This window comes from Bifidobacterium sp. ESL0682, assembly GCF_029392815.1.
Classification (GTDB): domain Bacteria; phylum Actinomycetota; class Actinomycetes; order Actinomycetales; family Bifidobacteriaceae; genus Bifidobacterium.
Window position 1 is genome coordinate 1099480 of the sequence record NZ_CP113942.1, and the last position, 21188, is coordinate 1120667.

21 protein-coding genes, 2 tRNA genes and 2 pseudogenes are annotated in these 21188 nt (G+C 55.3%); 4 read left to right on the forward strand and 21 right to left on the reverse strand.

Annotated elements, in window-relative coordinates; all coding sequences use genetic code 11:
* Positions 1-140 precede the first annotated feature (140 nt).
* From OZX57_RS04730 to OZX57_RS04780, 11 genes are all read right to left on the reverse strand, one after another.
* Positions 141-629: a transporter substrate-binding domain-containing protein gene (locus OZX57_RS04730; RefSeq protein WP_277161556.1), complete on the reverse strand. Its 489-nt coding sequence runs from the start codon at positions 627-629 to the stop codon at positions 141-143.
* The gene (locus tag OZX57_RS04735) at positions 629-1027 is read right to left on the reverse strand and encodes a transporter substrate-binding domain-containing protein (protein WP_277161557.1); all 399 of its coding nucleotides are present in this window, start codon (positions 1025-1027) and stop codon (positions 629-631) included. The genes OZX57_RS04730 and OZX57_RS04735 overlap by 1 nt, the downstream gene beginning before the upstream one ends.
* A gap of 58 nt (positions 1028-1085) precedes the next feature.
* A complete protein-coding gene (locus OZX57_RS04740; RefSeq protein ID WP_277161559.1) occupies positions 1086-2054 on the reverse strand; it encodes a magnesium transporter CorA family protein in 969 nt (322 codons plus the stop codon).
* A 320-nt stretch (positions 2055-2374) separates the two neighbouring features.
* Positions 2375-3214 carry a histidine phosphatase family protein gene (locus OZX57_RS04745; RefSeq protein ID WP_277161561.1) on the reverse strand — a complete coding sequence of 280 codons (840 nt, stop codon included), beginning with the start codon at positions 3212-3214 and terminating at the stop codon, positions 2375-2377.
* A gap of 185 nt (positions 3215-3399) precedes the next feature.
* Complete coding sequence (locus OZX57_RS04750; RefSeq protein ID WP_277161563.1) at positions 3400-3948, reverse strand: YdcF family protein; 549 nt, start codon at positions 3946-3948, stop codon at positions 3400-3402.
* The gene (locus tag OZX57_RS04755) at positions 3888-4538 is read right to left on the reverse strand and encodes a hypothetical protein (protein ID WP_277161564.1); all 651 of its coding nucleotides are present in this window, start codon (positions 4536-4538) and stop codon (positions 3888-3890) included. The genes OZX57_RS04750 and OZX57_RS04755 overlap by 61 nt, the downstream gene beginning before the upstream one ends.
* A gap of 127 nt (positions 4539-4665) precedes the next feature.
* A tRNA-Ala gene (locus OZX57_RS04760) sits at positions 4666-4738 on the reverse strand.
* A 250-nt stretch (positions 4739-4988) separates the two neighbouring features.
* Entirely contained in the window at positions 4989-5759 is a 771-nt protein-coding gene (locus tag OZX57_RS04765) for a hypothetical protein (protein ID WP_277161566.1), read from the reverse strand.
* A complete protein-coding gene (locus tag OZX57_RS04770; protein WP_277161567.1) occupies positions 5756-5959 on the reverse strand; it encodes a hypothetical protein in 204 nt (67 codons plus the stop codon). Before OZX57_RS04770 ends, OZX57_RS04765 begins: the two co-directional genes overlap by 4 nt.
* A 65-nt stretch (positions 5960-6024) precedes the next feature.
* The gene (locus tag OZX57_RS04775; protein ID WP_277163012.1) at positions 6025-6255 is read right to left on the reverse strand and encodes a hypothetical protein; all 231 of its coding nucleotides are present in this window, start codon (positions 6253-6255) and stop codon (positions 6025-6027) included.
* Between the two features lie 152 nt (positions 6256-6407).
* Positions 6408-7307, reverse strand: coding sequence for a DMT family transporter (locus tag OZX57_RS04780; protein ID WP_348637180.1), 900 nt, complete (start codon positions 7305-7307; stop codon positions 6408-6410).
* A 598-nt stretch (positions 7308-7905) separates the two neighbouring features.
* Between OZX57_RS04780 and OZX57_RS04785 the strand changes: the two genes are divergently transcribed.
* The 3 genes from OZX57_RS04785 (at position 7906) to OZX57_RS04795 (ending at position 10493) form a co-directional block, all read left to right on the forward strand.
* Positions 7906-8310 carry a pyridoxamine 5'-phosphate oxidase family protein gene (locus OZX57_RS04785; RefSeq protein WP_277161569.1) on the forward strand — a complete coding sequence of 135 codons (405 nt, stop codon included), beginning with the start codon at positions 7906-7908 and terminating at the stop codon, positions 8308-8310.
* 353 nt (positions 8311-8663) lie between these two features.
* Positions 8664-9356: an SOS response-associated peptidase family protein gene (locus OZX57_RS04790; RefSeq protein WP_277161571.1), complete on the forward strand. Its 693-nt coding sequence runs from the start codon at positions 8664-8666 to the stop codon at positions 9354-9356.
* 177 nt (positions 9357-9533) lie between these two features.
* Positions 9534-10493, forward strand: coding sequence for an aldo/keto reductase (locus tag OZX57_RS04795; protein ID WP_277161573.1), 960 nt, complete (start codon positions 9534-9536; stop codon positions 10491-10493).
* A gap of 210 nt (positions 10494-10703) precedes the next feature.
* On the opposite strand, the gene OZX57_RS04800 is transcribed toward OZX57_RS04795, so the two are convergent.
* From OZX57_RS04800 to OZX57_RS04845, 10 genes and pseudogenes are all read right to left on the reverse strand, one after another.
* The gene (locus tag OZX57_RS04800) at positions 10704-11999 is read right to left on the reverse strand and encodes an alpha-amylase family protein (protein ID WP_277161575.1); all 1296 of its coding nucleotides are present in this window, start codon (positions 11997-11999) and stop codon (positions 10704-10706) included.
* A 215-nt stretch (positions 12000-12214) separates the two neighbouring features.
* On the reverse strand, positions 12215-12940 hold the full coding sequence (locus tag OZX57_RS04805; protein WP_277161577.1) for a histidine phosphatase family protein: 726 nt from the start codon (positions 12938-12940) through the stop codon (positions 12215-12217).
* A gap of 108 nt (positions 12941-13048) precedes the next feature.
* Positions 13049-13444 (reverse strand): ribosome silencing factor, encoded by a 396-nt coding sequence (gene rsfS, locus OZX57_RS04810; RefSeq protein WP_277161579.1) that lies wholly within the window; start codon positions 13442-13444, stop codon positions 13049-13051.
* A gap of 3 nt (positions 13445-13447) precedes the next feature.
* A complete protein-coding gene (gene glmU, locus OZX57_RS04815; protein WP_277161581.1) occupies positions 13448-14830 on the reverse strand; it encodes a bifunctional UDP-N-acetylglucosamine diphosphorylase/glucosamine-1-phosphate N-acetyltransferase GlmU in 1383 nt (460 codons plus the stop codon).
* A gap of 96 nt (positions 14831-14926) precedes the next feature.
* A tRNA-Gln gene (locus OZX57_RS04820) sits at positions 14927-14997 on the reverse strand.
* 138 nt (positions 14998-15135) lie between these two features.
* Positions 15136-16157, reverse strand: a pseudogene (locus OZX57_RS04825) (ribose-phosphate diphosphokinase).
* Positions 16158-16203: 46 nt separating this feature from the next.
* Positions 16204-16455, reverse strand: a complete 252-nt coding sequence (locus tag OZX57_RS04830; protein ID WP_277161583.1) for a hypothetical protein — start codon at positions 16453-16455, stop codon at positions 16204-16206.
* A 60-nt stretch (positions 16456-16515) separates the two neighbouring features.
* Positions 16516-17241, reverse strand: coding sequence for a nicotinate-nucleotide adenylyltransferase (nadD, locus tag OZX57_RS04835; RefSeq protein ID WP_277162940.1), 726 nt, complete (start codon positions 17239-17241; stop codon positions 16516-16518).
* 74 nt (positions 17242-17315) lie between these two features.
* Complete coding sequence (locus OZX57_RS04840; RefSeq protein WP_277162941.1) at positions 17316-17906, reverse strand: phosphoribosylglycinamide synthetase; 591 nt, start codon at positions 17904-17906, stop codon at positions 17316-17318.
* 194 nt (positions 17907-18100) lie between these two features.
* Positions 18101-19349, reverse strand: a pseudogene (locus OZX57_RS04845) (glutamate-5-semialdehyde dehydrogenase).
* Between the two features lie 293 nt (positions 19350-19642).
* Here OZX57_RS04845 and thrC point away from each other — a divergent pair.
* Positions 19643-21133: a threonine synthase gene (gene thrC / locus OZX57_RS04850; protein ID WP_277161585.1), complete on the forward strand. Its 1491-nt coding sequence runs from the start codon at positions 19643-19645 to the stop codon at positions 21131-21133.
* Positions 21134-21188 lie beyond the last annotated feature (55 nt).

Consider the following 21188-nt stretch of genomic DNA (forward strand, 5'->3'; position numbering starts at 1 on the left):
ATCGTGGCTCAACTGGACACAGGGCGCCATGTTTCCGCAAGGTGGTCATACCCATCTGAGAATGCTGCAACTCTGGCAGCAAACCATGATTCCATCTCTACAGTCGATAGCTCTTCAGCTTGAGCGAGAAGGAACGCTGGTCAACGACGCATCATTGCCGCATTGAGGGATTCCTCTGGGCTGTAGCCGATGTCCTGGTGCATGGTGTCGGCGGCTTTCTGCCAAGTGCCGTCCTTGACCATATCGGCGAGAATAGTGTCGATCTTTTTGGTCAGTTCCCCGTCTGAGGGACGAATCATGACGGCATGTCGGATCTGGGAGACCTGCGCGACTGTCTTCGCCAACGATGCGGACGATGCCGAAGCCTCTGATCCCAGAACGGTTACGTCGTGCTCAACAACGTTCGAAGCCAGACCGTGGAGAATGGCCACGTCGGCCGCAACCGCATTCGCTTCACCCGAAAGCAGGGCGGTCAGGCATTGCGGATAGGTGTCACGTTCCTGAATCTTTACGGCAGGGAACGCGGACGCAAGTGCATGTCCATCGGCCATGCCCTTGACCGTGCAGATATTCTGATTGTTCAATGACGATACACCGGTGAAGCTCTGTTGCTGGCTTGTCGGCACCATCAAGCCCAATGGGTCGACAAGATAGGGCTTGAAGTCCCGAATTCCCGGCCTGGGCCCGATGTGATATCGGCAGGCGTGGCGGAGATGAACATATCCGCTTTCGATTCTTCCAATGCCTTCGTGGCGGTCGAAACATTGACGGCTTTGTAGACGATCTGCTTCTGCGCGTACCCGAGTTTCTGGGCCACGTAATGGGCGACCTCGATATCAAAGCCCGAGTATTTGCCTTCGTGGTCGAGTCCAAGGCCCGGCTCATCGTTGGAGACGGCTATGGCGATCGTCGGACCTTCAGGCACCTTGGCTGAAGGCGGGGCCTGAGTCGGCCCACATGCCGAAACGGAGCACAACAGGCCGATGCCACAGCAGAGCGCGAGTAATGATTTAAAGCGCTTATGCACATGTTCTTTCCGCGGCGAAGATACCGCATGCAATCCCAACAACCGCATTCGAGAACCCCTACTTGAACAGTTTGGAACGGGTCAGCCACCAAGCCGCAAGACCGGTGATGACCATGGAGATGGCGATGACGATGAAGAAGCCCCAGCGCGAACCGGTGAACGGCATACCGAACATGCCGTCCTGGAAGTTCATGCCGTACATCGAGAAGATCAGCGTGGGAATGGAAAGCACGATGGAGATGATGGTGAAGATTCTCATCACGTTGTTCAGGTTGTTGGAGACGATCGAGGCGGAGGCGTCGGTCATGTTCGCGAGAACGCCGCTGTAGATGTTCGCCATCTCGATGGCCTGCTTGTTTTCGGTGATGACGTCGTCGAGCAGGTCTTCGTCTTCTGGGTACTGCTTGATGTGCGTGAGCGAGTTGAGTTTTTCGGTGACCCTCAGTTTCTCCATCACGATTTCGTTGGACTTGAGGCTGGTGGTGAAATACACCAAGGTCTTCGACAGTTCGAGCAGCTGCAGGATCTCGCGGTTCTGCATGGAATGCTGGAGCTTCAATTCAAGATTGTCTGAACTGCGGTCGATGATGCGCAGATAACGCAGGTACATGGTGGCGTTGCGGTAGAGAATCTGCAACACGAACCGTGTCTTCATATAAGTGTTGAACCCACGGATGGTGCCTTCCATGAAGGGATGAAGCACCGGGGTGTCCTGCATGCAAACGGTGATGATCGTATGCGCGGCGACGATGATGGCGAGAGGGATGGTCTCGTAGTGGTCACGTCCGTCACGCTGCTCGACGGTGGGGATATCGACGATGATCATCGTGTAATCGTCCTCGGCATCGACGCGCGAACGTTCCTCGTCATCCAACGGGGCACGCAGATCGGCCAGATCGACACCGGTCTGGGAAGAGACGGTGGCAAGCTCGACGTCGGTTGGGTTTGACAGACAGATCCAAGAGCCGTCTTCCAGCTTGTTTATCTGTTCGACCTGCCCATTGATCGTATTGAACATTCTCAACATGTCTGCCACCCGCCTTTCGCGTTATTCGCTGTACGGTTTCCGCAGGAGACACCGGCTTGCGTGCCGAGCGTCCTGGCCACCGAAATACCTGCCATTGCGCCCCGCAAAAGCAACGTCATTCCGGATTCCTGCTGCTAACCCAAAATTCAAGGATAACCCCCAGCCGGAACTTTTGGGCCGAATTTAGCCCTTGGAGTTGCGTAATACACAAATGGCGACGGCTTTGTTTATCGGTTGCCATCTTTGATCCAATCAGAAGACGCTGAGGGCACATACCTTACGATTCTCCAATATCGAAAGGCGCACACCCGGTTACCGCCTCAGACCGTCTCGGTGACGGGCAGCGGCTCCATCAGTTTCATGCCGGGATATCGCAGGTCCTCGGGCCCGTTGGACCAATCGGCGATCGTTGATATCGCAGGTCCTCGGTTGAATTCCGCAAGCGTCCAGTTATAGCTTCCATCGGCTTGAGCACTGGGTTTCAAGGTCGTCCAGTAGGCATTGGGAATATTGCCGAGTTCATCGATCTCGGGGTCCATACCGAGCAGCGTTTCGACCGTTGCGGCGATGAACGACCCGTGGCTGACCAGCATCAGAGTGGTCGGGGTATCATCCTGCGCATTCTCGTTGAGCAGCTCGCATACGGCCTTCGCTCCCCTGGCACCCACATCGGTACGCGATTCGACGTCGTATTTGGCCTCGCCACCCTGATGCGCACGCCAGGAACGATAGGCTTCGGCATCGAGCGCCTTGATTTCGGGACGCGTCATGCCTTCCCATTGCCCGAAGCTGCGCTCGCGAAGACGCTTATCGAGCGTTACCGGCAATCCGAGAATATCGGCAAAAGCATGAGCGGTCTGTGCTGCGCGGAAAAGATCGCTGGAAATCACCTTCATGTTATGCTTGGCCGCGGGTACCTTCTGGTATTCGCTGACATCGCTCTGCTCCGCTGCCTCCGGACCAGGCTGCGGCAGAAGTTCGGGCTTGCCTGCAACATTGCTGACTTTCGCCCAGTAATAGCGTTTCGCCAACTCCAAACCGGTCTGATCGACCTGCCATTGGCCGATGATGTCGAGCGGAACATCGATCTGCCCCTGCAAGCGGTGAACGACGTTATATGACGTCCTTCCGTGCCTCAATAAAATGACTTCGTCGATCATATTCGCTCCGTTTCCGGGTAGTCCCCCATCATCTGGCACACAGATATGTGCTTTCTCACTATTTTCATTGTGCCGCACCCCACCGATGAAAGGAACGCCGGAGGCCGTTCCCGTTCATCTGTACATTGCCTTTTCTGCATCATACAAAGAAAGAAAACACCGAAACATGCTGCACCATCGAATAGTTACTTCACGAAAAGCATCCACACTACCCAGAGCACCGCAATGACCGCATACGGCCAGAAATGCGCCCTGCTGATGGCGATGAACTCGCGAATGAAGGCCGTTGGCCAATAATAACCTTTGGTGTGGCTTCCCACACCGTCGGATTTGAGCCCCAGTTCGCGGGCATATTCGCCGGCACGGAACACATGGTAATCGCTGGTGACCACGGCGACACGGTAGGGACACGACCTCCGATCCTTCATCCGTTCGACACGATCTGATCGGTGTTCGGCAATCGCCGATGACGACAGAGACTTCGGCGAATCGCCGACATCCGATGCTGTAGATTCGTTGTCGCCAGAAGACAGGATATGAGCCGATTGAGTCGCGTTGCTTCTTGCGTCCATGATTACTTTGGAATTGCGCAGGTTCTCAAAGGTGGTCGTGGACTGGTCCTCCTTGAGAATCGAGCTGGCCGGCACGCCTCTTTCCTCAATCAGGTACCGTTTCATGGCCTCAGCCTCGCTGATTTGCTCGTCAGCCCCTTGCCCTCCGGAAACGACGAACATGTCCTTCCCCCTTGTCGTTTCCATAAATCAACGGCTTTGTCAATTCTTCCTCGCAACAGCGGAGTCGGCTTCGTTCCCTGCAGCCCGGCACCGAGAATGACGATGTAGTCGTATCTTCTGCGTCGTGGAAGAATCCGGTAAATCGTGGAGTACGCGAGCAACGCCGCGAAGGTGAAGAAGAACCAGAGGCCTTCCAAAACGATGAGAAGGCCGATACCTTTGCCCCAGCGAGGCGCGTGGAAATAAACAGTCAACGGATACACGACCATGCAAGCCATCATCACGACGGCCAGCAATGCGGGCAAAACGGTCGAAAGCGCAAAGCCTTCGTGCCTGACGACAACAACGGTATTGATCAGCAGAAAGCTGACGACAATAACCGGCGCGAACACAGCTACCAGCATAATGGGGATGAATGCCCAATCCCGCCAGAAATCAAGCAACAACGCGCTTGACAGACACAGTACGAACGCAGCAAGCCATACGGCGTTTCGGAAGCGCCGAGGTTCTTGAATAACCGACACCACCAGCAACAGGCCGAACACCGCACTCGGCCCATACAGCAGCGCGATCTGCCACCAATCGGTCATACTGTTCCCCCTCATCGTGGGCCTGGCCTGGTGTTGGTATCGTTCAGGAACCGCATCCTGATATGGCTTGGAGAAAAGAAGGTATGAAAAAGGCCGAAAACTTGATGAGAAGTTTTCGGCCAACCTGTGGAGCTAGGGAGATTCGAACTCCCGACCCCCTCCATGCCATGGAGATGCGCTACCAGCTGCGCCATAGCCCCGGTCTTGTTTATTTATCAGCTCCTTGCGAAGCCTTAGATACTTTACAACAAACTTGCCAGATGACAAAACCGGCGTGTCGCCCAATGTTCCAAAATCCTTCAGACCCCTCAAATACCAACGAAACTGAGCCATCTGGTACCGTCACATACGCTTATCAATGCGCCGTCACACGTTGATGGGCAGGAACGAATGTTCACATTCATCCCTGCCCATCACGTTGTCCACGGAACGATCGCCTATTCCACGCGCTTATTTTCCAGTCGAATGACTGGAGCCGGTACCACCTTTGGACGTTCCGGATTGGCTGCCGGAAGTCGAACCATTGGTGGTGGAACCATTCGAGCCTGAGCCTGTTCCCGTTCCTGTACCGGTCGACTCTCCAGCAGACCCGGAATCCGTGCTGCTACTGCCGCTATGGGAAGTGTCGGTGGAACTGCTTCCGGAATGGCCGGATTCAGAATTTCCGTTGCTGCCAGTCGTGCTTGAATTACCACTGCTCGACGTGTCAGAACCTGAGCCAGTTCCGGAACTAGAACCGGAGCTAGAACCAGAAGCGGTCCCCGTACCGTTCCCGGTCGTCGAGGAACCAGATCCACTTGACGTATCGGAATTCCCTGTTGAACCGGAATTGCTTTTGCCAGTGGAACCATTCTGCTGGTTGCTGCTGTCGGTATTCTGGCTGTCTTGTGTGGAAGTGCGGCCAGAATCATCGCTTTGCTGTTTCGGAGTTTTGGTGCTCGAATTGGTGACGATGTTACGCACCACGTCATCGGTACCTTGCCCCTTGGTGACTACCGAGATAATACCTGCCGTCACGCCTACAGCCACCAAGGCGCTGACTACCGCCACAATAACGGCGACGCGCTTGTAACGCTTCTGACGCGAGGACTCAAAGGTATGAATATGCCCGTCATGCTGCCCCGGCCCTTTGAGCTTGGTTGGCGAGGCAACAGCCTTCCCGGGTTCGCCGTTGTTCACAGGCGACATCACAGTGGTTTTGCCCGAAGCAGGCAGCTTCATGGCCTGAGTGGCACCGGAATCGCCGTTCCCCCGTTTTTGACATCGCCTTTGGCAGAGACCAAAGCCTTGGTCGCATCTTTTTTGCTGTTTTCAGGCTCCTTCTTGCCGGTCTTCGCCAACGCGGCCAGACTCGAGGAAGTGCCGTCCAAACGCAATGTAGACGTGCCGTGGGCCAGAGGCGAGACAACGTCCGCATTCAACTGTCCATGATGCTGTGCATCAGAGCCGATGACTCGGGTCCTGTCGTCCGCTTCGGAGCCTCGAGCTATTTCATCCTCAGGCTCATCGCCAGGAGTGCCTTCCTGGAATTTTTTCCGGATTCATTGAGCACATTCTGATAGATCTGCGAGGCGACCGCCGAGACGATGGAACCGACTGCCACACCGATTACCGAACCCGCAATGCCGATTTTTGCCGACAACAGGAACGAAGTGACCGCAGCAAGCGCGCCGGCTATGATCTGCGAGACCGAAATTCCCTTGAAAAAATTCTTCATGGTCCCCAAGATTAACGAACCTGATTGAAGAAAGCTGGAAAGTAGACGAAACCTTGCTGAACGCTTACAGATTTTGGCTGTGAGCCAATGAATTCCGCATTATATTCACGCCAGATGTGCAAATCAGCCCCGATAAACGAGCGAGTCCAGTATCAGTGTTTGACATGGTCGATTGCCCAGTCCTCCATACAGCGTACGGCGTTAACAATGATGGAACGGCGCAAAATGGACATGAGCACGGCAAGGAAAATGAAGGCAAAACCGATCAACGTGGTCAGGCGCAACTGCGTGCCCCAGAAGACGACGGAGAAGAACTCCGAGAACAGACTTTCCGTGCACATCACGATCGAAGCCGACGATGCTGAGACATGGGCCAGGCCGATGTTCTGCATGATCTGCGCCAACGTGGTGGCTCCGAGGAAAAGATAGAGGAAACTGACGATGATCTTCGGCTCCAGCCATGAGGCATCGGGCGCAGGTTCGGTGAACAGCGCCCCGACAAAGAATAGAATGGCCGCCACGGCGAATTGTGCAAAGGTGATGGCGATGGCGTTGAATTTCTTCGAGTAGACACCCAGATAGGTGAGATTGAAGGAGAACACGATCGCGCAGCCGACGGTGAGGATATCGCCAAGCGACAACGACAGCGAAAGCCCGCCCGGTTTCAGAGCCACGAATCCCACGCCGACCAGGCAAATCACACCGGCGATGATATTGACATTATGAGGACGGTTCCTGCTGACGCACCATGAAGCGAACGGCGTCAACACGCAATAGACGGCGGTCAGAAACGCGCTGCGACCCGGATCGATGGTCAGCAGACCTTTGGTTTGCAACACCATCGTGCCCCAATAGGTGCCGCCGACGAAGATTGCCGGCAGGATCATCGACCTGTTCAACGAGGGAATGATGGTCCTATGGAAAAGGACAAGCATCACGAGGCATGCCCCGGCGGTGCGCATGGTCATCATCCACTGAGGCGGTATCGCCGTCATCGTGATCTTCGATACCAGATAGCTGCCACCCCACAGCGCGGCGCAGCCAAGCAGCATAAGACGGGCCAGATTGGGCGGAAAATTGCGGGAAAGACGACTGCGCAAGCCGGGGAAACCTCGACGTGCGGCACCGGTTTCTGTCACAGATGAATGCTCTTCAGACGAAAAAGCCACGTGACTCTTATCCTCGAGCATCTCCGACGTGTTGGCATCGTTACCAGCAGCCATGTTAGCCTTTCTCTCTCGGCTCTTGTCTAAAGGCGATATAACACACGAACCGGTGCCGGTCACGTTTCTCTTCATGTCCGACACCTGCACCACACGCAGCCATGTCACGCCAATAGGCATTCAAACCATTTCCATTGATATCTAAACTAAGCCATTGCCTTTCCACGACACGCTTAGAATCACAACGAAACAGCTCCCACTCGCACATTTCACGCGTTGGTTACATTTTTGCGCAGTTGAAGCCCGTTGAGCACAAAAACAGAGCTGCAAACAGTTGGCGAAATCAACACGTTCAAACACCGAAGATCGTAAGCAAACAATCGCGAGACTCGCGGTGAGTAAGGTCACACGATTCTATTAGTGAACGCAGGCATGAGGAAGTAAGATGAAAGCGTATAGCAAGCAGTTCGAACGAAAGGACAGCATCATGGCAACTCTTACCCCGGAAATGAAGGAATTCATCAACAACAATCTCGCGTGGATCGCCACCGTCAGCAAGGAAGGCCAGCTCGACCTCGGCCCGAAGATGTCGATGTTCGTGCTTGACGACAACCACCTCGCCTATCACGAGCGCACCGCCGGCCAGCACTACAAGAACCTCGAAGACGGCAGCCCGCTCGTCGTCAGCTTCGCCAACCTTGAGGAAAAGAAGGGCTACCGCTTCCGCGGCAACGTGACCCTGCATTCCGACGATGCCATCTATGATGAGCAGGTCAAGGTTGCCGAGCAGAACGGCACCAAGAAGCCGGCTGTCATCCCCGTGCTCGAGATCACCGAGATTCAGGATCTCTCTGCCGGCGCCAAGGCTGGCACCACCATCAGCAAGGACTGATTGGATAGGTTATAGGTCTCTTTTTCTCCTTTCAACAACAAAATTGAGGGTTCCAGATAATGGGGCCCTCAATTTTTATTCACTGGTCTTCGCTCTGACCACTATGTAAAATTCAATGAAATGCACTGCAACGTTAGACCAGAAAACTCGCATCTTGATTCAAATCATCACTCCATTCAGCATTAAGCCATAAACTCCATCGAAAATATAAATTGTCTTGCTTATGTATCAATATGTTCACGTAGTTTTTGTGTAGTTTGTAGTATTTGTGGTAGTTGTGCTTTGCCGGGTTTCCTAGGGGTTTGACATCTGCAAACCAAACCTCACGCCGTAAGCGTGCCTGGAGGAGCTCAATGTGCAGTAAATTCTCGATTGATCTCGATTGGGACTCAATCGGCCAGAATTTTGGAATCGACGAAAGCAATATTTCAAGGGACACCCTTCCCAGCCGGACGTTTTTGGTCAAGCCCAAACAGAGTATCGGGCTCATCGCTCAAGGCAAGGACGGCACCAGACATCTGCGCGGTGCAAGCTGGTCTTTGATACCCCGTGCCAGCGCCACAGACAACCTGTCTTATTCCACCCACAACGCCCGAATTGAGTCCGCAGGATTCCGGGCCATCTATTGCGAGTCGCTTGCCCACATGCGCGCCATCATCCCCGCTTCCGGCTATTTCGAACCACATAACCGTCGCCCTTTCTATTTCCATGCCCCGGATGATCAGGTCCTTGCAATAGCCGGCTTGTATTCCTGGTGGCGTCAGACACCGTCGTCGCCTTGGAGGTTGACCGCAACCATGATGACCTGTGCGGCCAGTGGCGGAGCAGCGACAATCCACAATCGCATGCCGTTGCTGATATCGGCGAATATGAGGGACCAATGGCTCGACCCACACCAAGACGGCTCATCCATTCTTGATGCGGTACACAAATCAGGAGAACGTCTTTCCCAACGTCTTGAATTCCATGAGGTGGCGCATATTTCCGGTGATGGGCCACATATCATCAAACCGGTGAGTGAAGACTCTCCGGCAAGTCTTTTCTAGCCGTTATGAAACCCGCGATTCCTTCCGCAATGGTTCACGATACTTCTCGATAAGCCGAACCCCACGCTACGTTGCATTATGAGAGACAATGAGCGTAGCGGTTGACCGGTCATGCCTAAACGCAATGAGGTCAGCCAATCATATACACAGGTACCACAACAAAAGGACTATGAAACCATGACAGCAAACCGTATCAACGTAGGCAATAGCGATCTGAAAGTATTCCCATTGGTCCTTGGCGGCAACACCTTCGGCTGGACCAGCGACGACAAGACCAGCGACGCCGTGCTCGACAAGTACGTCGAGGCAGGCGGCAATTTCGTGGACACGGCCGACGTCTATTCGGCGTGGGTCCCCGGCCATTCCGGCGGCGAATCGGAAATCGTGCTTGGCCGTTGGCTCGCCACGCGTAAAAACCGCAACGATATGGTCATCGCCACCAAAGTCAGCGAACATCCTCAGTATTCAGGACTTTCGGCCAAGAACATCGCTGCAGCCGCCGATGAATCCCTGTTGCGTCTCGGAACCGATTACATCGACCTCTATTACGCACATTTCGACGACGAGAAGACACCGCTTGAGGAAACCGTTGCAGCCTTCGACAAGCTGGTCAAGTCGGGCAAGGTGCGCGCCATCGGCCTTTCCAATTATTCGGCCGACCGCATCGAGGAATGGTTCAAGATCGCCCGCGAGAACGGCTATGCCCTGCCCGTCGCCCTTGAGCCGCAATACAATCTCGTCGCCCGTGGCAACTATGAGAAGACACTGGCTCCCGTAGCCAAGCGCGAACAGCTGTCGGTATTCCCCTATTTCGCACTGGCCGCAGGCTTCTTGACCGGCAAATACCGTTCTGCCGCCGATGCCGAAGGCAAGGCGCGCCAAGGCATGGTCGCCGATTATCTCACGCCTGACGGCTTCGCACTGATCGATGCGCTCGACAAGGTGGCCAAGGCTCACAATGTCGCCATCGCCACCGTCTCGCTGGCCTGGCTGCGTCATCGCCCGCAGGTCGCCGCGCCCATCGTCTCCGCCCGTATTCCCGAGCAGCTGCCTGATCTGCTGGCTTCCAGCACGCTCACGTTGAGCGATGCCGAGGTCGACGCACTTAACAAGGCTTCCGAGCCGTTTACCAAGTAATCTCGATTCATAAGCGACTTCAGTCGTTTTAAACAGATAACACTATTCCCATCCTGATTTCATAATCATGGATGGGAATTTTTCATGCCTCTGAACGATATTCACTTCAACTATTACGGGAAGCCTCAGATCAACAAATAAAGATTCCGCAACCGTCCCATGGGACCATTTCAGGATTACTTATATCGCCGATACCACCGTCAACAACGGCTAAGAAACTCGATGCTCGACGTGCAGCAACGGCGTAGCATTGCCGTCTTCGTAGATATCGGCGTGCGGTGTCTCGTCCAGATTCATATCGACATGCAATTTGGCGTTGCTTTCACGGGCTTTGACATCATAGGCATAGTGCCGGTTTTCAAGCAATGTCGGTTCCGTGGTGGCGTCAACCATCCACGGACGAGCGCTTCTGATGGCGGTCAGCTGACTGGTGAGCCGATACATCCATTCGCCATCACGGGGCAGATCTCCCGGCCTTTCCGGGTACTCGGGACGAACAATGTCATCACCGCCGACGCCATCGGTTTTGTCACCCGGCATCGCCCGTTCATCACCGTAATAAATCGAAGGCGTGCCACCGACCGTGAAAAGAACGACCGCCGCCATTGCAAGCTTTTCCTCGTCCTGAATCTGACTCGCAACCCTAGTGACATCGTGGTTTCCGATGAACGTCTGGGGTATAAAGGTCTGCAAGAACATATTGTGACGCTTGAGGCACCAGTCCAGCTCGAAGAAATTCCCGTCCTTAAGACTGCTCCAGATCGCCTTCCACAGCTCGTACTGGGTAACGGTGTCAACGGTAGAATCATGCACGAATTCCGGGTAATCGCCTTGGATGGCTTCACCCATAAACCACGCGCCAGGAACCTCATGGCGTACGCGCGGCAGCACTTTCGCCCAGAATGATGCCGGCACCGTCATGGCCGCGTCGAGACGCCATGCATCCACGCCACGGCGCATCCAATACGTCATCACGTCGGTCACCAGATCGGCGACACGCGGCGCATCATGGTTGAAAGCTGGCAGAATGGCATGACCTTCGAATTGTTCATACTCCAGTGTGCCGTCCTCGGCCAAGGAAAAACTGAACATGTCGTCATTGCTATGTTCGATGGGCTTGCCGGCTTCCAGCTCGGCTTGTGCTTGTTTCAATTCGCTCTGAAATTCCGGAAAATCTCTGCCGACATGGTTGAAAACCCCGTCGAGCATCAAGGCAATACCATGCTCGTGACAGGCGGTGACCAGTCGGTCGAAGCTTGCGTCATCACCGAGCCTAGGGTCGATAGTATAGAAATCGATGGTGTCATAGCCGTGGGTATCGGAATCGAAAATAGGACCGAGCAAAAGGCCGTTGCAACCCATGTCCTTCATGTAATCAAGCCAATTGACCAGTCGGTCAAGACGCGGCATCTTCTGGCGTTCTGTGTCGGATTGCGGACGCACCGGAGCCCCACAGAAGCCCAGAGGGTAAACCTGCCACCAGATCCTACGGCTCATTTCGTTCATTTCGCGCCTCGTTTCGTGTCAGGTTCCCAAGTCGACGCCAACACCATCATCAACTCTACCAGTAGCAATCTAGCCGCACGGAAGGCTCAATGAACTCATCACGTAGCCGATTACATTATCTTCATCAACAAAAAGAGGACTGCCCGCCTTCGAGAAATGCAATAAAAGCATAGGTTTAAAGCCTGGAAGCAGGGCAGTCTCAGCGAAAAATCGAATCAGAGCTTAGGATTCTCCCATTCGTCGGTATCGGCGATGGCCGGTCCGTGGTTGTAATCGGAAAGCGCCCAACGTAACGGCTTGCCGGCAATGGCGATGGGAATGAGTCTGGCCCAGTGAGCGTTGCGCATCGAGAACACCGCGCTGTTGGCATCAGCGTCGTCATCGGCATCGAGCAGCGTGCGGACCGTATCGGCAATGCACGCACCGTGCGAAAACACGTACAGATCGGTGTCAGGCTCGGCTTTGTCTGCCCACTCGGCGATGGCCTGCGACGCCCGCTGCCCCACGTGCTTATCGGGTTCGACGTTGTGTTTGAGCTCGCCGCTCTCACCATGAATCCACGAGATGAAATCATCCGGGTACTTCTTCATGATGTCGCGGGTCGCCTCGCCTTCCCAATCACCATAATTCCGTTCACGAACACGAGGATCGGGGTGGACCTCCTCGCCGATAAGGTCGGCGAAGGCGTGTGCGGTGGCCATAGCACGGCCAAGATCGGAGGCGACAATCAGGCGATGCCGCTGCGTATCTTGTTCTCCGTCGACATAAAGCTCTTTCAATGCACGACCGGTCTGTTGGACCTGCCAGTTGCCTACCTCGTCCAGAGGAATATCGATGGTACCTTGGACACGACCAGCGGCGTTGTAAGCAGTACGTCCATGACGCACCAACGTCAATGACCGAACGTGAACATTGGGATCGAATAACGTGCTGAAATCCATCGCTTGACTCCTAACGATGCCGATGAAGTTGTTTACAGTCTAAATCCTGGGATGCTGTGCCACAGGTTCAATACCAAATAGCATTGTTCGTTCAAGTTCGACAGCCGTTTATTGAGCTGCAGAAGCGTTTTCGGCCGGTTGCGGAAGCTCAAGGTCGATAGCGGGGCAATCCTGCCAAAGGCGCTCAAGGTCATAGTATTGGCGTTCTTCCTCATGCATGATGTGAATCACGAAATCGCCATAGTCCAAGAGCACCCAACGTGCCTCGTCGAGGCCTTCGCGGCTGAGTGGCTCCAGCTTGCCGCCTTTGGTATACAGCTCTTTTTCGACTTCCTCGGCCACGGCCAGCACCTGGCGTTCGCTGGAAGCGGTGGCGATGAGCATGGCATCGGTGATGGCGATGGGGCCAGTGACGTCGAAGGCAACGATGTCGGTGGCCTTTACCCTGTCGGCGGCAACCGCCGCCAGACGCAGGGCTTCAATCGTGGATTGCAATGCTGACATAAATCAACGCTCCCATTCGGGCTTCCAGCCCTCTACTACATGTTGTGTGTTCTCTGAATATACCATCGAATCGTCCGGTACCGCGTGGCGGATGACCGAACCGGCTCCGGTGGTGACGTTGTCGCCGACCTCGACCGGTGCCACAAATAGATTTCCGGCACCGACATGGACGTTGGAGCCGATGTGGGTGCGGTTCTTGTGTACACCGTCGTAATTGGCGGAAATGGTGCCGCCGCCGATATTGGTGTGCTCCCCCAGCTCGGCATCGCCCATGTAACTCAGGTGCGGCACCTTGGTACCCTCACCGATGTGCGCCTTCTTCATTTCGACGAATGCGCCGGCCTTCGTGCCCTTTTCGAGCACATTGCCCGGGCGCAGATAGGTCCACGGGCCGATATTGGCATCGGGGCCGATATGCGACTCCTGCACACGGCTGCGCTCCACGGTGGCGCCGGCTTCGATATGGGCGTCAATCAACGTGGTGTAGGGCCCAATAATCGCATTCTCGGCAACGGTGCTATGTCCCTGGAGGAATGATCCGGGCAGCACGGTGACATCCTGTGCCAACTCGACATCGTCCTCGATCCACGTGGTTGACGGGTCGAGAATCGTCACTCCTTCACGCATCCAATGCTCGCAGATGCGCAGGTTGTGCTTGCAGGAAAGATTGGACAGTTGCACACGGTCGTTGACGCCTTCGACGCTCAGCGCATCAGGCGCAGCGAAGGCACCGACCTTGCCGTTCTTTCGCGCACTTTCGAGGGCATCGGTCAAATAGAACTCACCTTGCGCGTTTTGCGAATCCAAGCCCTGTACCGCCCTGGCAAGCACATCTGCATCAAAAACGTAGACGGAAGTGTTGATCTCATGAATCGCGAGTTCGTTGCTGTTGGCATCCTTCTGCTCGACGATGCGCAGCACGCTGCCGTCGCTGTCTCGGATGATGCGGCCATAACCTGTCGGATCATCGAGATTGGCAGTAAGGACGGTGGCATCGTTGCCGCTCGTCTTATGAAAATCAATCAGGGCATCGAGTGTGGCCGTATCCAGCAATGGCATATCGCTGGCCGCGATGAGAACCGGACCGGTGAGTTGTCCTTCGGAATCCAGCTGTTTCATGGCGCATTGCACGGCGCGGCCAGTGCCGGGAATATCATCCTGCTCGACGATTTCGACCTTGTCATTGTAGCTTTGCGCAGCCTTGCTCACGCGCTCCGCCTGATAATGAACGACCACGGCGAGCGTGTCGGGATCAAGTGCCGAAACAGAACTCATCACACGTTCGAGGAATGTCTTGCCGGCAAGTTCGTGAAGTACTTTGGGCTTGGACGAGCGCATACGCGTTCCTTCACCGGCTGCGAGAATTATTGCTGCACTCAATGCCATATCTACTCCAATTCCGATGCTTCACAGCGAAACACACTTGCGGATACACAAATCGGCTGGCACCCGATATACGGAATGGCAGCCGACTGCAAAAAGTTCCTCCACCTGGATTCGAACCAAGACTAAGGGTTCCAAAGACCCGTGTGCTGCCTTTACACCATGGAGGAATAGTACGGTCTCATGACCGAACCGTTTTTCTATTATGCTGGTCACCTCTGACAAGCCGACACGCTCAATGCCGAATCATCGAACATATCGGCTTGCACGGCTAACCACAATCTGAAACCGTATGAGCACCGGCCGGATCAGGCGAACAGGAAGCCTTGTCCGTGATGTTCGGGATAGGTGTCGAAAAGCTTGGCGACCGAGCCGTCCTCGAAGACGGCCTTGACTGCGCTGGCGAGCAACGGAGCGATAGAAAGCACGGTAAGCCCGTCCCAACGCTTGATTCGTCGATGGGCACGGTGTCGGTCAGAACGACCTCGCGTGCACCGCAGTTCTTGAGACGGTCGACCGCAGGGCCGGAAAGCACGCCGTGCGTGGCGACGACGGTGACGGACTTGGCGCCGGCCTGCTTGAGCACGTCACAGGCGCCGACGATGGTGCCACCGGTATCGATCAGATCGTCGACCAGGACGCAGTCCTTGCCGACCACATCGCCGACCACACGGTTGGAGGTGGCGTGGTTCGGACGGTTGATGTCACGAGTCTTGTGGACGAAGGCAAGCGGGCCGCCCCCGAGACGCTGCGCCCACTGCTCAGCCACACGGATACGGCCGGCATCCGGGGAGACCACGGCCACGTTGTCGAGATTGCCTTGGAACCGGTCACGAATGTAGTCGACGAGAACCGGCATGGCGATCAGGTGGTCGACCGGGCCGTCGAAGAAGCCCTGGGACTGTGCGGCGTGCAGGTCAACGCTCATCACACGGTCGGCACCTGCGGTGCGCAGCAGATCAAAAACAAGTCGGCAGGAAATGGGCTCGCGACCGAGATGCTTCTTGTCCTGGCGGGAGTATCCCAGCAGCGGGCAGACGGCGGTGATGGAACGGGCCGAGGCACGCTTCAACGCATCGATCATGATGAGCTGTTCCATGATGGCCTTGTTGACGTCACCGGCATGGCTTTGCAACACGAAGACATCCGCGCCGCGCACCGATTCGGTGTAGCGCACGTACATCTCGCCGTTCGCGAAATCGTATGCTGTAGTCTGCAAAACGTCGATGCCAAGCTGGTTAGCGACGTCTGCCGCCAGCTGGGGATGGGCCCTGCCGGTGACGAGGATGAGATTCTTACTGGGCTTTCCTTCTAGGATTGCGCTCACCATATCTCCAAACGTTATCGTCTGTATGAACCACAGCCATACTAGCTTCTCAACGCGACGGGGACACACTCGGTTCGTTCACATCGGATTCGTCCCGATCGCGCAAGGCCTCTGCATGTTTGAAAACTGACAAGAACTCATGAAGCACGGCATAGGCACAGAATACATTCAACGCTACAAACACTGAACCAACATATCCATTGTGCAGCCATTCTCCGTTGGAGACCGATAGCATCTGCAAAAGAATAATCACTGAAAGACATACCTGAACAATACGAAGCTGGATCTTTTTCATCGTCATACCTCCATTGGTAGTACCAATTATTGAAGAAAGTATAACATACCGAAATCGTGAAGCTGATTATTTCTCAATATAAAGCCCGTGCTTGGCGATGTATTGCACCACGCCGTCAGGGACGAGGTACCACACCGGTTCACCATGCAAGACGCGGTGACGAACATCCGTGGAGGAAATGGCCAGTGCGGGAATCTCAAGGGTGTCGACCTCGACCTGGGTGCGCATGTGCTCCGGGCTGGTGTAGCCGGGGCGAGTGACGGCCACAAAGTGCGCGAGGTCGAACATGCTCCGTGCTTCCTTCCACTTGAGGATCTCGGCCACGGCGTCGGCACCGGTGATGAAGAAGAGTTCGGCGTCGGGATTCAACGCGTGGATGTCACGCAAGGTATCAATCGTGTAGGTGACACCAGGACGGTCGATATCGACGCGGGAAACGGTGAATTTAGGGTTCGAGGCCGTGGCGATGACAGTCATCAGGTAACGGTCCTCAGCGTTGGTGACATGCTTGCCCAGCTTGAAGGCCGGTCGACCTGTGGGCACGAAGATTACTTCATCGAGATGATAGACCCAGGCGACCTCGCTGGCCGCGACCAAATGGCCGTTATGAATGGGATCGAACGTGCCGCCCATAATGCCGATGCGGCGACGACCGTCTCGTAAATGCCGGGTATTGGGCTGCGACCCCGGAGTCTCAATGAAATTCGGATCGGACACCGACGACAGCCCTGACATCTTGCGGGACTGTTCCGGCGACTGCAATAACCTATCCGAAACAACCGAGGGAGACATTTCGTCTGGATTGGTCGCCTGCGACTGGATAGTGCGGTCGTCTCCTGCGGGCTCAACAGGATTCGAAGAGACGCTCATGCCTTACCTTCACTTGCGTCTTTGGCATCACCGGCGTTCTTGGCCTGCTCTTCCGTCTCTTCACGCTTCTCGTCGGCCTGTTCGGTCTGTTCCTCGATGGCTTCGACAGTGGTGTGCTCGCTCGGGTCGATCTTGCCCATGTCCTCGTCGTATTCGTCCTGCACGACATGACGAATCTCAGCGAAGGTGGGAATCGGGAAATCGGGCTGGTACAGGCGACGCACCGAGGCAACACATTCGGTGGCACGGACCAGCAGATCGTTCATCGCATCGACGTTGCCTTCAGACTCCTGCTTACTGAATTCGGCAATGTAGTGTTCCATCGCGGCAAGTCGTTCCGCAACCGTCTTCTTACCGTCTTCATCGAGATCGACCACGTCGTCCGCGTCCATCTCCGGCCATCCGACGAGGGCGGCATCCGCATATTCGAGGGAGGCACGCTGGTCCGCGGTGGCGATACCGTCCTCGACCTGGACCAGAAAGACATAGCGAACGATGGCAAGACGCTCCGAGGCAATTTTCAAGCCGATTCGCGGGTCATTGATGTCGATGCCACGGTCTTTGGCGAGCTGGTAGTCGGCCTTGATTCCGGTCTGTTCCTCTTCCTGTTCAGCCTCACCGTTTTCCTGCGGCACTTGACCGTCTGTTGTCGCGGTCATCGGCTGGTTGTCAGGATTCTGATTGGCGGAAATATTGCCTTCAAGACTTCTGCTTTCGCCGTCAATACCAGCGTCGCCCTTGTCGTGTTCAGCGTCGTTCATATCGTGTCCTTCGATTGTCATCAGGCCCGCACCTGACCGGTGCCATAACCAATCCATTTGGTCGTGGTCATTTCAGTCAAACCCATTGGCCCGCGTGCATGCAACTTCTGGGTGGAAATGCCCAATTCAGCTCCAAAACCGAACATACCGCCATCCGTGAACCTTGAAGAGGCATTGGCCATGACCACCGCCGAATCGATACGTTTGGTGAAGCGCTCGACGGTGCCGTAATCCTCGGAAATGATGCATTCAGTGTGACCAGTGGAATGGGCGTTGATATGCTCGATCGCCTTGTCAAGAGAACTGACCACTTTGACGCCCATTTTCAGCGCAAGGTATTCGGTATCCCAATCCTCATCGGTGGCATGCACCAAGCTCAGATTTTCTATGGTGCCTTGGTCGATGATTTCATAGGCTTCGTCGTCGGCGTGCAGCTCCACTCCGGCATCTGCGAGCGCCTTGGCGGCAAGCGGAAGGAAATCCTTAGCAACATCGCGGTGCACAATGAGCTTTTCCGCAGCGTTGCACACACCGACGCGCTGTGTCTTGGCATTCAGAATAATCGGGATGGCTTTGGCAAAATCCGCCGCCTTGTCGACGTAAATATGAACGTTGCCGGCGCCGGTCTCGATGACAGGGACCTTGGAATTGCGCACGACAGACTGGATAAGGCCTGCTCCCCACGCGGCACCAATACATCGATGTGTCCACGCGCCTCCATCATCGCCGTGGCACCCATGCGTCCGAACTTGTCTACAGAAGTGACCAGCGAAGCGTCAAAACCTTGCTCCTGCAACGTTCTTTGAATAATGTTGAGCGTTGCCTCGTTGGTGCGTTGCGCCTCGTGACCACCACGCAGCAATACCGCATTGCCGGATTTGAGACACAGTGAAGCGACATCGACGGTAACATTCGGCCGAGCCTCGTAAATCATTCCGAACACGCCTATCGGGACACGCACTTCGTTGAGCCTCAGACCGTTGGGCAGCGTCGAGCCGCGCACGATCTGGCCGACCGGATCGGGAAGCGTGGCGACATGGCGAACACCATCGGCCGCGGCCTTCACACGCGCTTCGTCGAAGAGCAGACGGTCGAGCTTCCCTCGCTCATGCCAGCCTGCTTGGCGGTATTCATATCACGTTCATTGGCTTCGGCGATGGCTGCGCTTCCGGCATCAAGCTCGTCGGCAATGGCATTGAGCAGCGTGTTCTTCTGTTCGGTGTTGGCGAGCGCCAGCACTCCTTGCGCCTTGGCCGCTGCATCCCCCATGGAGCAGACCTGTCGGAACACTTCCGGGTCAAGAACCGCAGAATCCTTGCCGCTGTTTGCGACCATAACGTTCTCCCAAATCTTGCAATCCGCTTGTATGGATCCGTTGCGTTTCGCAATCCATACAGAACGGATACCGCTTTATCTGTTTGTCGATAATTATAGATCTTGCCACGCTCAAATGGCATCAGAACCATTGATTTGGACACCTTTGCTATTCGACCTTGCGTTCCGTTAGACTGGGATATCAGAAAATCCGAGGATACCAGCCACAACAAAACGAGGCATTTGTGATGAACACCACTTTTCACAGCACCAGAAGCAACTCCGCAAGTCTGACGAGCCGTCAGGCCATCCGCCAAGGACTCGCCGGCGATGGCGGTCTGTTTGTCACCGACGACCTCGGCAAACAGCAAGTTGACGTCGCGTCATTGATGGGCAAGCCGTATCAGGACATGGCACGCACCGTGCTGGGTGTACTGTTGCCGGATTTCTCGGCTTCTGAGCTCGATGCATGCGTACACGCGGCCTACGGCTCCCAATGGCTCGATAGCGCCATCACCCCGTTGAAACCGCTGGGAGACGACTACATCCTCGAACTGTTCAACGGACCGACCAGCGCGTTCAAAGACGTGGCGTTGCAGATACTCCCCCAGTTCATGGCGCGTACCACTTCCGAAGAGTCTGCGACGAACGACAAGGTAATGGTACTGACGGCGACCTCCGGAGACACCGGAAAGGCGGCGCTCGCAGGATTCGCGGATACCCCCGGAACCGGCATTACCGTCTTCTATCCCGAAGGCAAAGTCAGCGAGATCCAACGTCTGCAGATGACCACCCAGACTGGTTCAAACGTGAATGTCTGCGCGGTCAAGGGCAATTTTGACGACGCACAATCGGCGGTCAAGCGCATTTTCGGCAACAAGAATCTGGCAACGAAACTAGAGGAAGGCGACAGCGTCTCACTCTCTTCCGCCAATTCCATCAACGTGGGACGACTCGTGCCGCAGGTCGTCTACTATTTCTCGGCCTATGTACAGCTCGTTGAACGCGGCACCATCAAGGTCGGCGATGAAGTCGAATTCGTGGTGCCCACCGGCAATTTCGGTGACATTCTCGCCGGTTACTACGCCAAGAGGCTCGGATTGCCTGTCGGCAGGCTCACCGTGGCCAGCGACCGCAACAATGTACTCTTCGATTTTTTGACCACAGGCACTTACAACCGCGAGCGCCCGTTCTATCAGACTACTTCACCTTCGATGGACATTCTGGTCTCCTCGAACCTTGAACGCATGCTTTACTACATGTCCGACGGTGACACCGAGCTGATTCGCAGTCTGATGAACGACCTGCAGAGCAAAGGCTCATTTACAGTTCCCGAAACCTTACTGAAGAGCATCCGTGAACTGTTCTCCTGTGGTTGGGCCGATGAGAATCAGGTCAGCGAAGCCATCACGGGCTGCTGGAACGCCAACCACTATGTCATCGATCCACACACCGCCTGCGGCTACCATGTCCTTGAAGAGTCGCCTCGCGACACTGCCATGCCACGTGTACTGCTGAGCACCGCCAGCCCGTATAAGTTCCCACGCGTGGTCGGCAAGGCGCTCGGTCTCGACACCGCCGGCACCGACTTCGATTGCATGGACTGTCTCTCTGCGGCAACCAGCACAACTGCCCCCAGGAACCTGCGTGGTCTGGAGCATGCAACAGAACGTTTCACAAATGTCATTTCCATCGACGAGATGCCCGATTACGTGAGGAACGCTTCCCAAAATCTATAGAAGCCCGAGTCATACGCACAGAAGGGGGCTTGCAACGACGTATCCAGTCGTTGCA

Excerpts from the sequence above, each read along its gene's own strand:
- OZX57_RS04730 (WP_277161556.1), bottom strand. The coding sequence starts at position 629 with ATGGTGCCGACAAGCCAGCAACAGAGCTTCACCGGTGTATCGTCATTG.
- OZX57_RS04740 (WP_277161559.1), bottom strand. The coding sequence starts at position 2,054 with ATGTTGAGAATGTTCAATACGATCAATGGGCAGGTCGAACAGATAAAC.
- OZX57_RS04745 (WP_277161561.1), bottom strand. The coding sequence starts at position 3,214 with ATGATCGACGAAGTCATTTTATTGAGGCACGGAAGGACGTCATATAAC.
- OZX57_RS04750 (WP_277161563.1), bottom strand. The coding sequence starts at position 3,948 with ATGTTCGTCGTTTCCGGAGGGCAAGGGGCTGACGAGCAAATCAGCGAG.
- OZX57_RS04755 (WP_277161564.1), bottom strand. The coding sequence starts at position 4,538 with ATGACCGATTGGTGGCAGATCGCGCTGCTGTATGGGCCGAGTGCGGTG.
- OZX57_RS04765 (WP_277161566.1), bottom strand. The coding sequence starts at position 5,759 with ATGAAGCTGCCTGCTTCGGGCAAAACCACTGTGATGTCGCCTGTGAAC.
- OZX57_RS04775 (WP_277163012.1), bottom strand. The coding sequence starts at position 6,255 with ATGAAGAATTTTTTCAAGGGAATTTCGGTCTCGCAGATCATAGCCGGC.
- OZX57_RS04780 (WP_348637180.1), bottom strand. The coding sequence starts at position 7,307 with ATGCTGCTTGGCTGCGCCGCGCTGTGGGGTGGCAGCTATCTGGTATCG.
- OZX57_RS04785 (WP_277161569.1), top strand. The coding sequence starts at position 7,906 with ATGGCAACTCTTACCCCGGAAATGAAGGAATTCATCAACAACAATCTC.
- OZX57_RS04790 (WP_277161571.1), top strand. The coding sequence starts at position 8,664 with ATGTGCAGTAAATTCTCGATTGATCTCGATTGGGACTCAATCGGCCAG.
- OZX57_RS04795 (WP_277161573.1), top strand. The coding sequence starts at position 9,534 with ATGACAGCAAACCGTATCAACGTAGGCAATAGCGATCTGAAAGTATTC.
- OZX57_RS04800 (WP_277161575.1), bottom strand. The coding sequence starts at position 11,999 with ATGAACGAAATGAGCCGTAGGATCTGGTGGCAGGTTTACCCTCTGGGC.
- OZX57_RS04805 (WP_277161577.1), bottom strand. The coding sequence starts at position 12,940 with ATGGATTTCAGCACGTTATTCGATCCCAATGTTCACGTTCGGTCATTG.
- rsfS (WP_277161579.1), bottom strand. The coding sequence starts at position 13,444 with ATGTCAGCATTGCAATCCACGATTGAAGCCCTGCGTCTGGCGGCGGTT.
- glmU (WP_277161581.1), bottom strand. The coding sequence starts at position 14,830 with ATGGCATTGAGTGCAGCAATAATTCTCGCAGCCGGTGAAGGAACGCGT.
- OZX57_RS04830 (WP_277161583.1), bottom strand. The coding sequence starts at position 16,455 with ATGACGATGAAAAAGATCCAGCTTCGTATTGTTCAGGTATGTCTTTCA.
- nadD (WP_277162940.1), bottom strand. The coding sequence starts at position 17,241 with ATGTCTCCCTCGGTTGTTTCGGATAGGTTATTGCAGTCGCCGGAACAG.
- thrC (WP_277161585.1), top strand. The coding sequence starts at position 19,643 with ATGAACACCACTTTTCACAGCACCAGAAGCAACTCCGCAAGTCTGACG.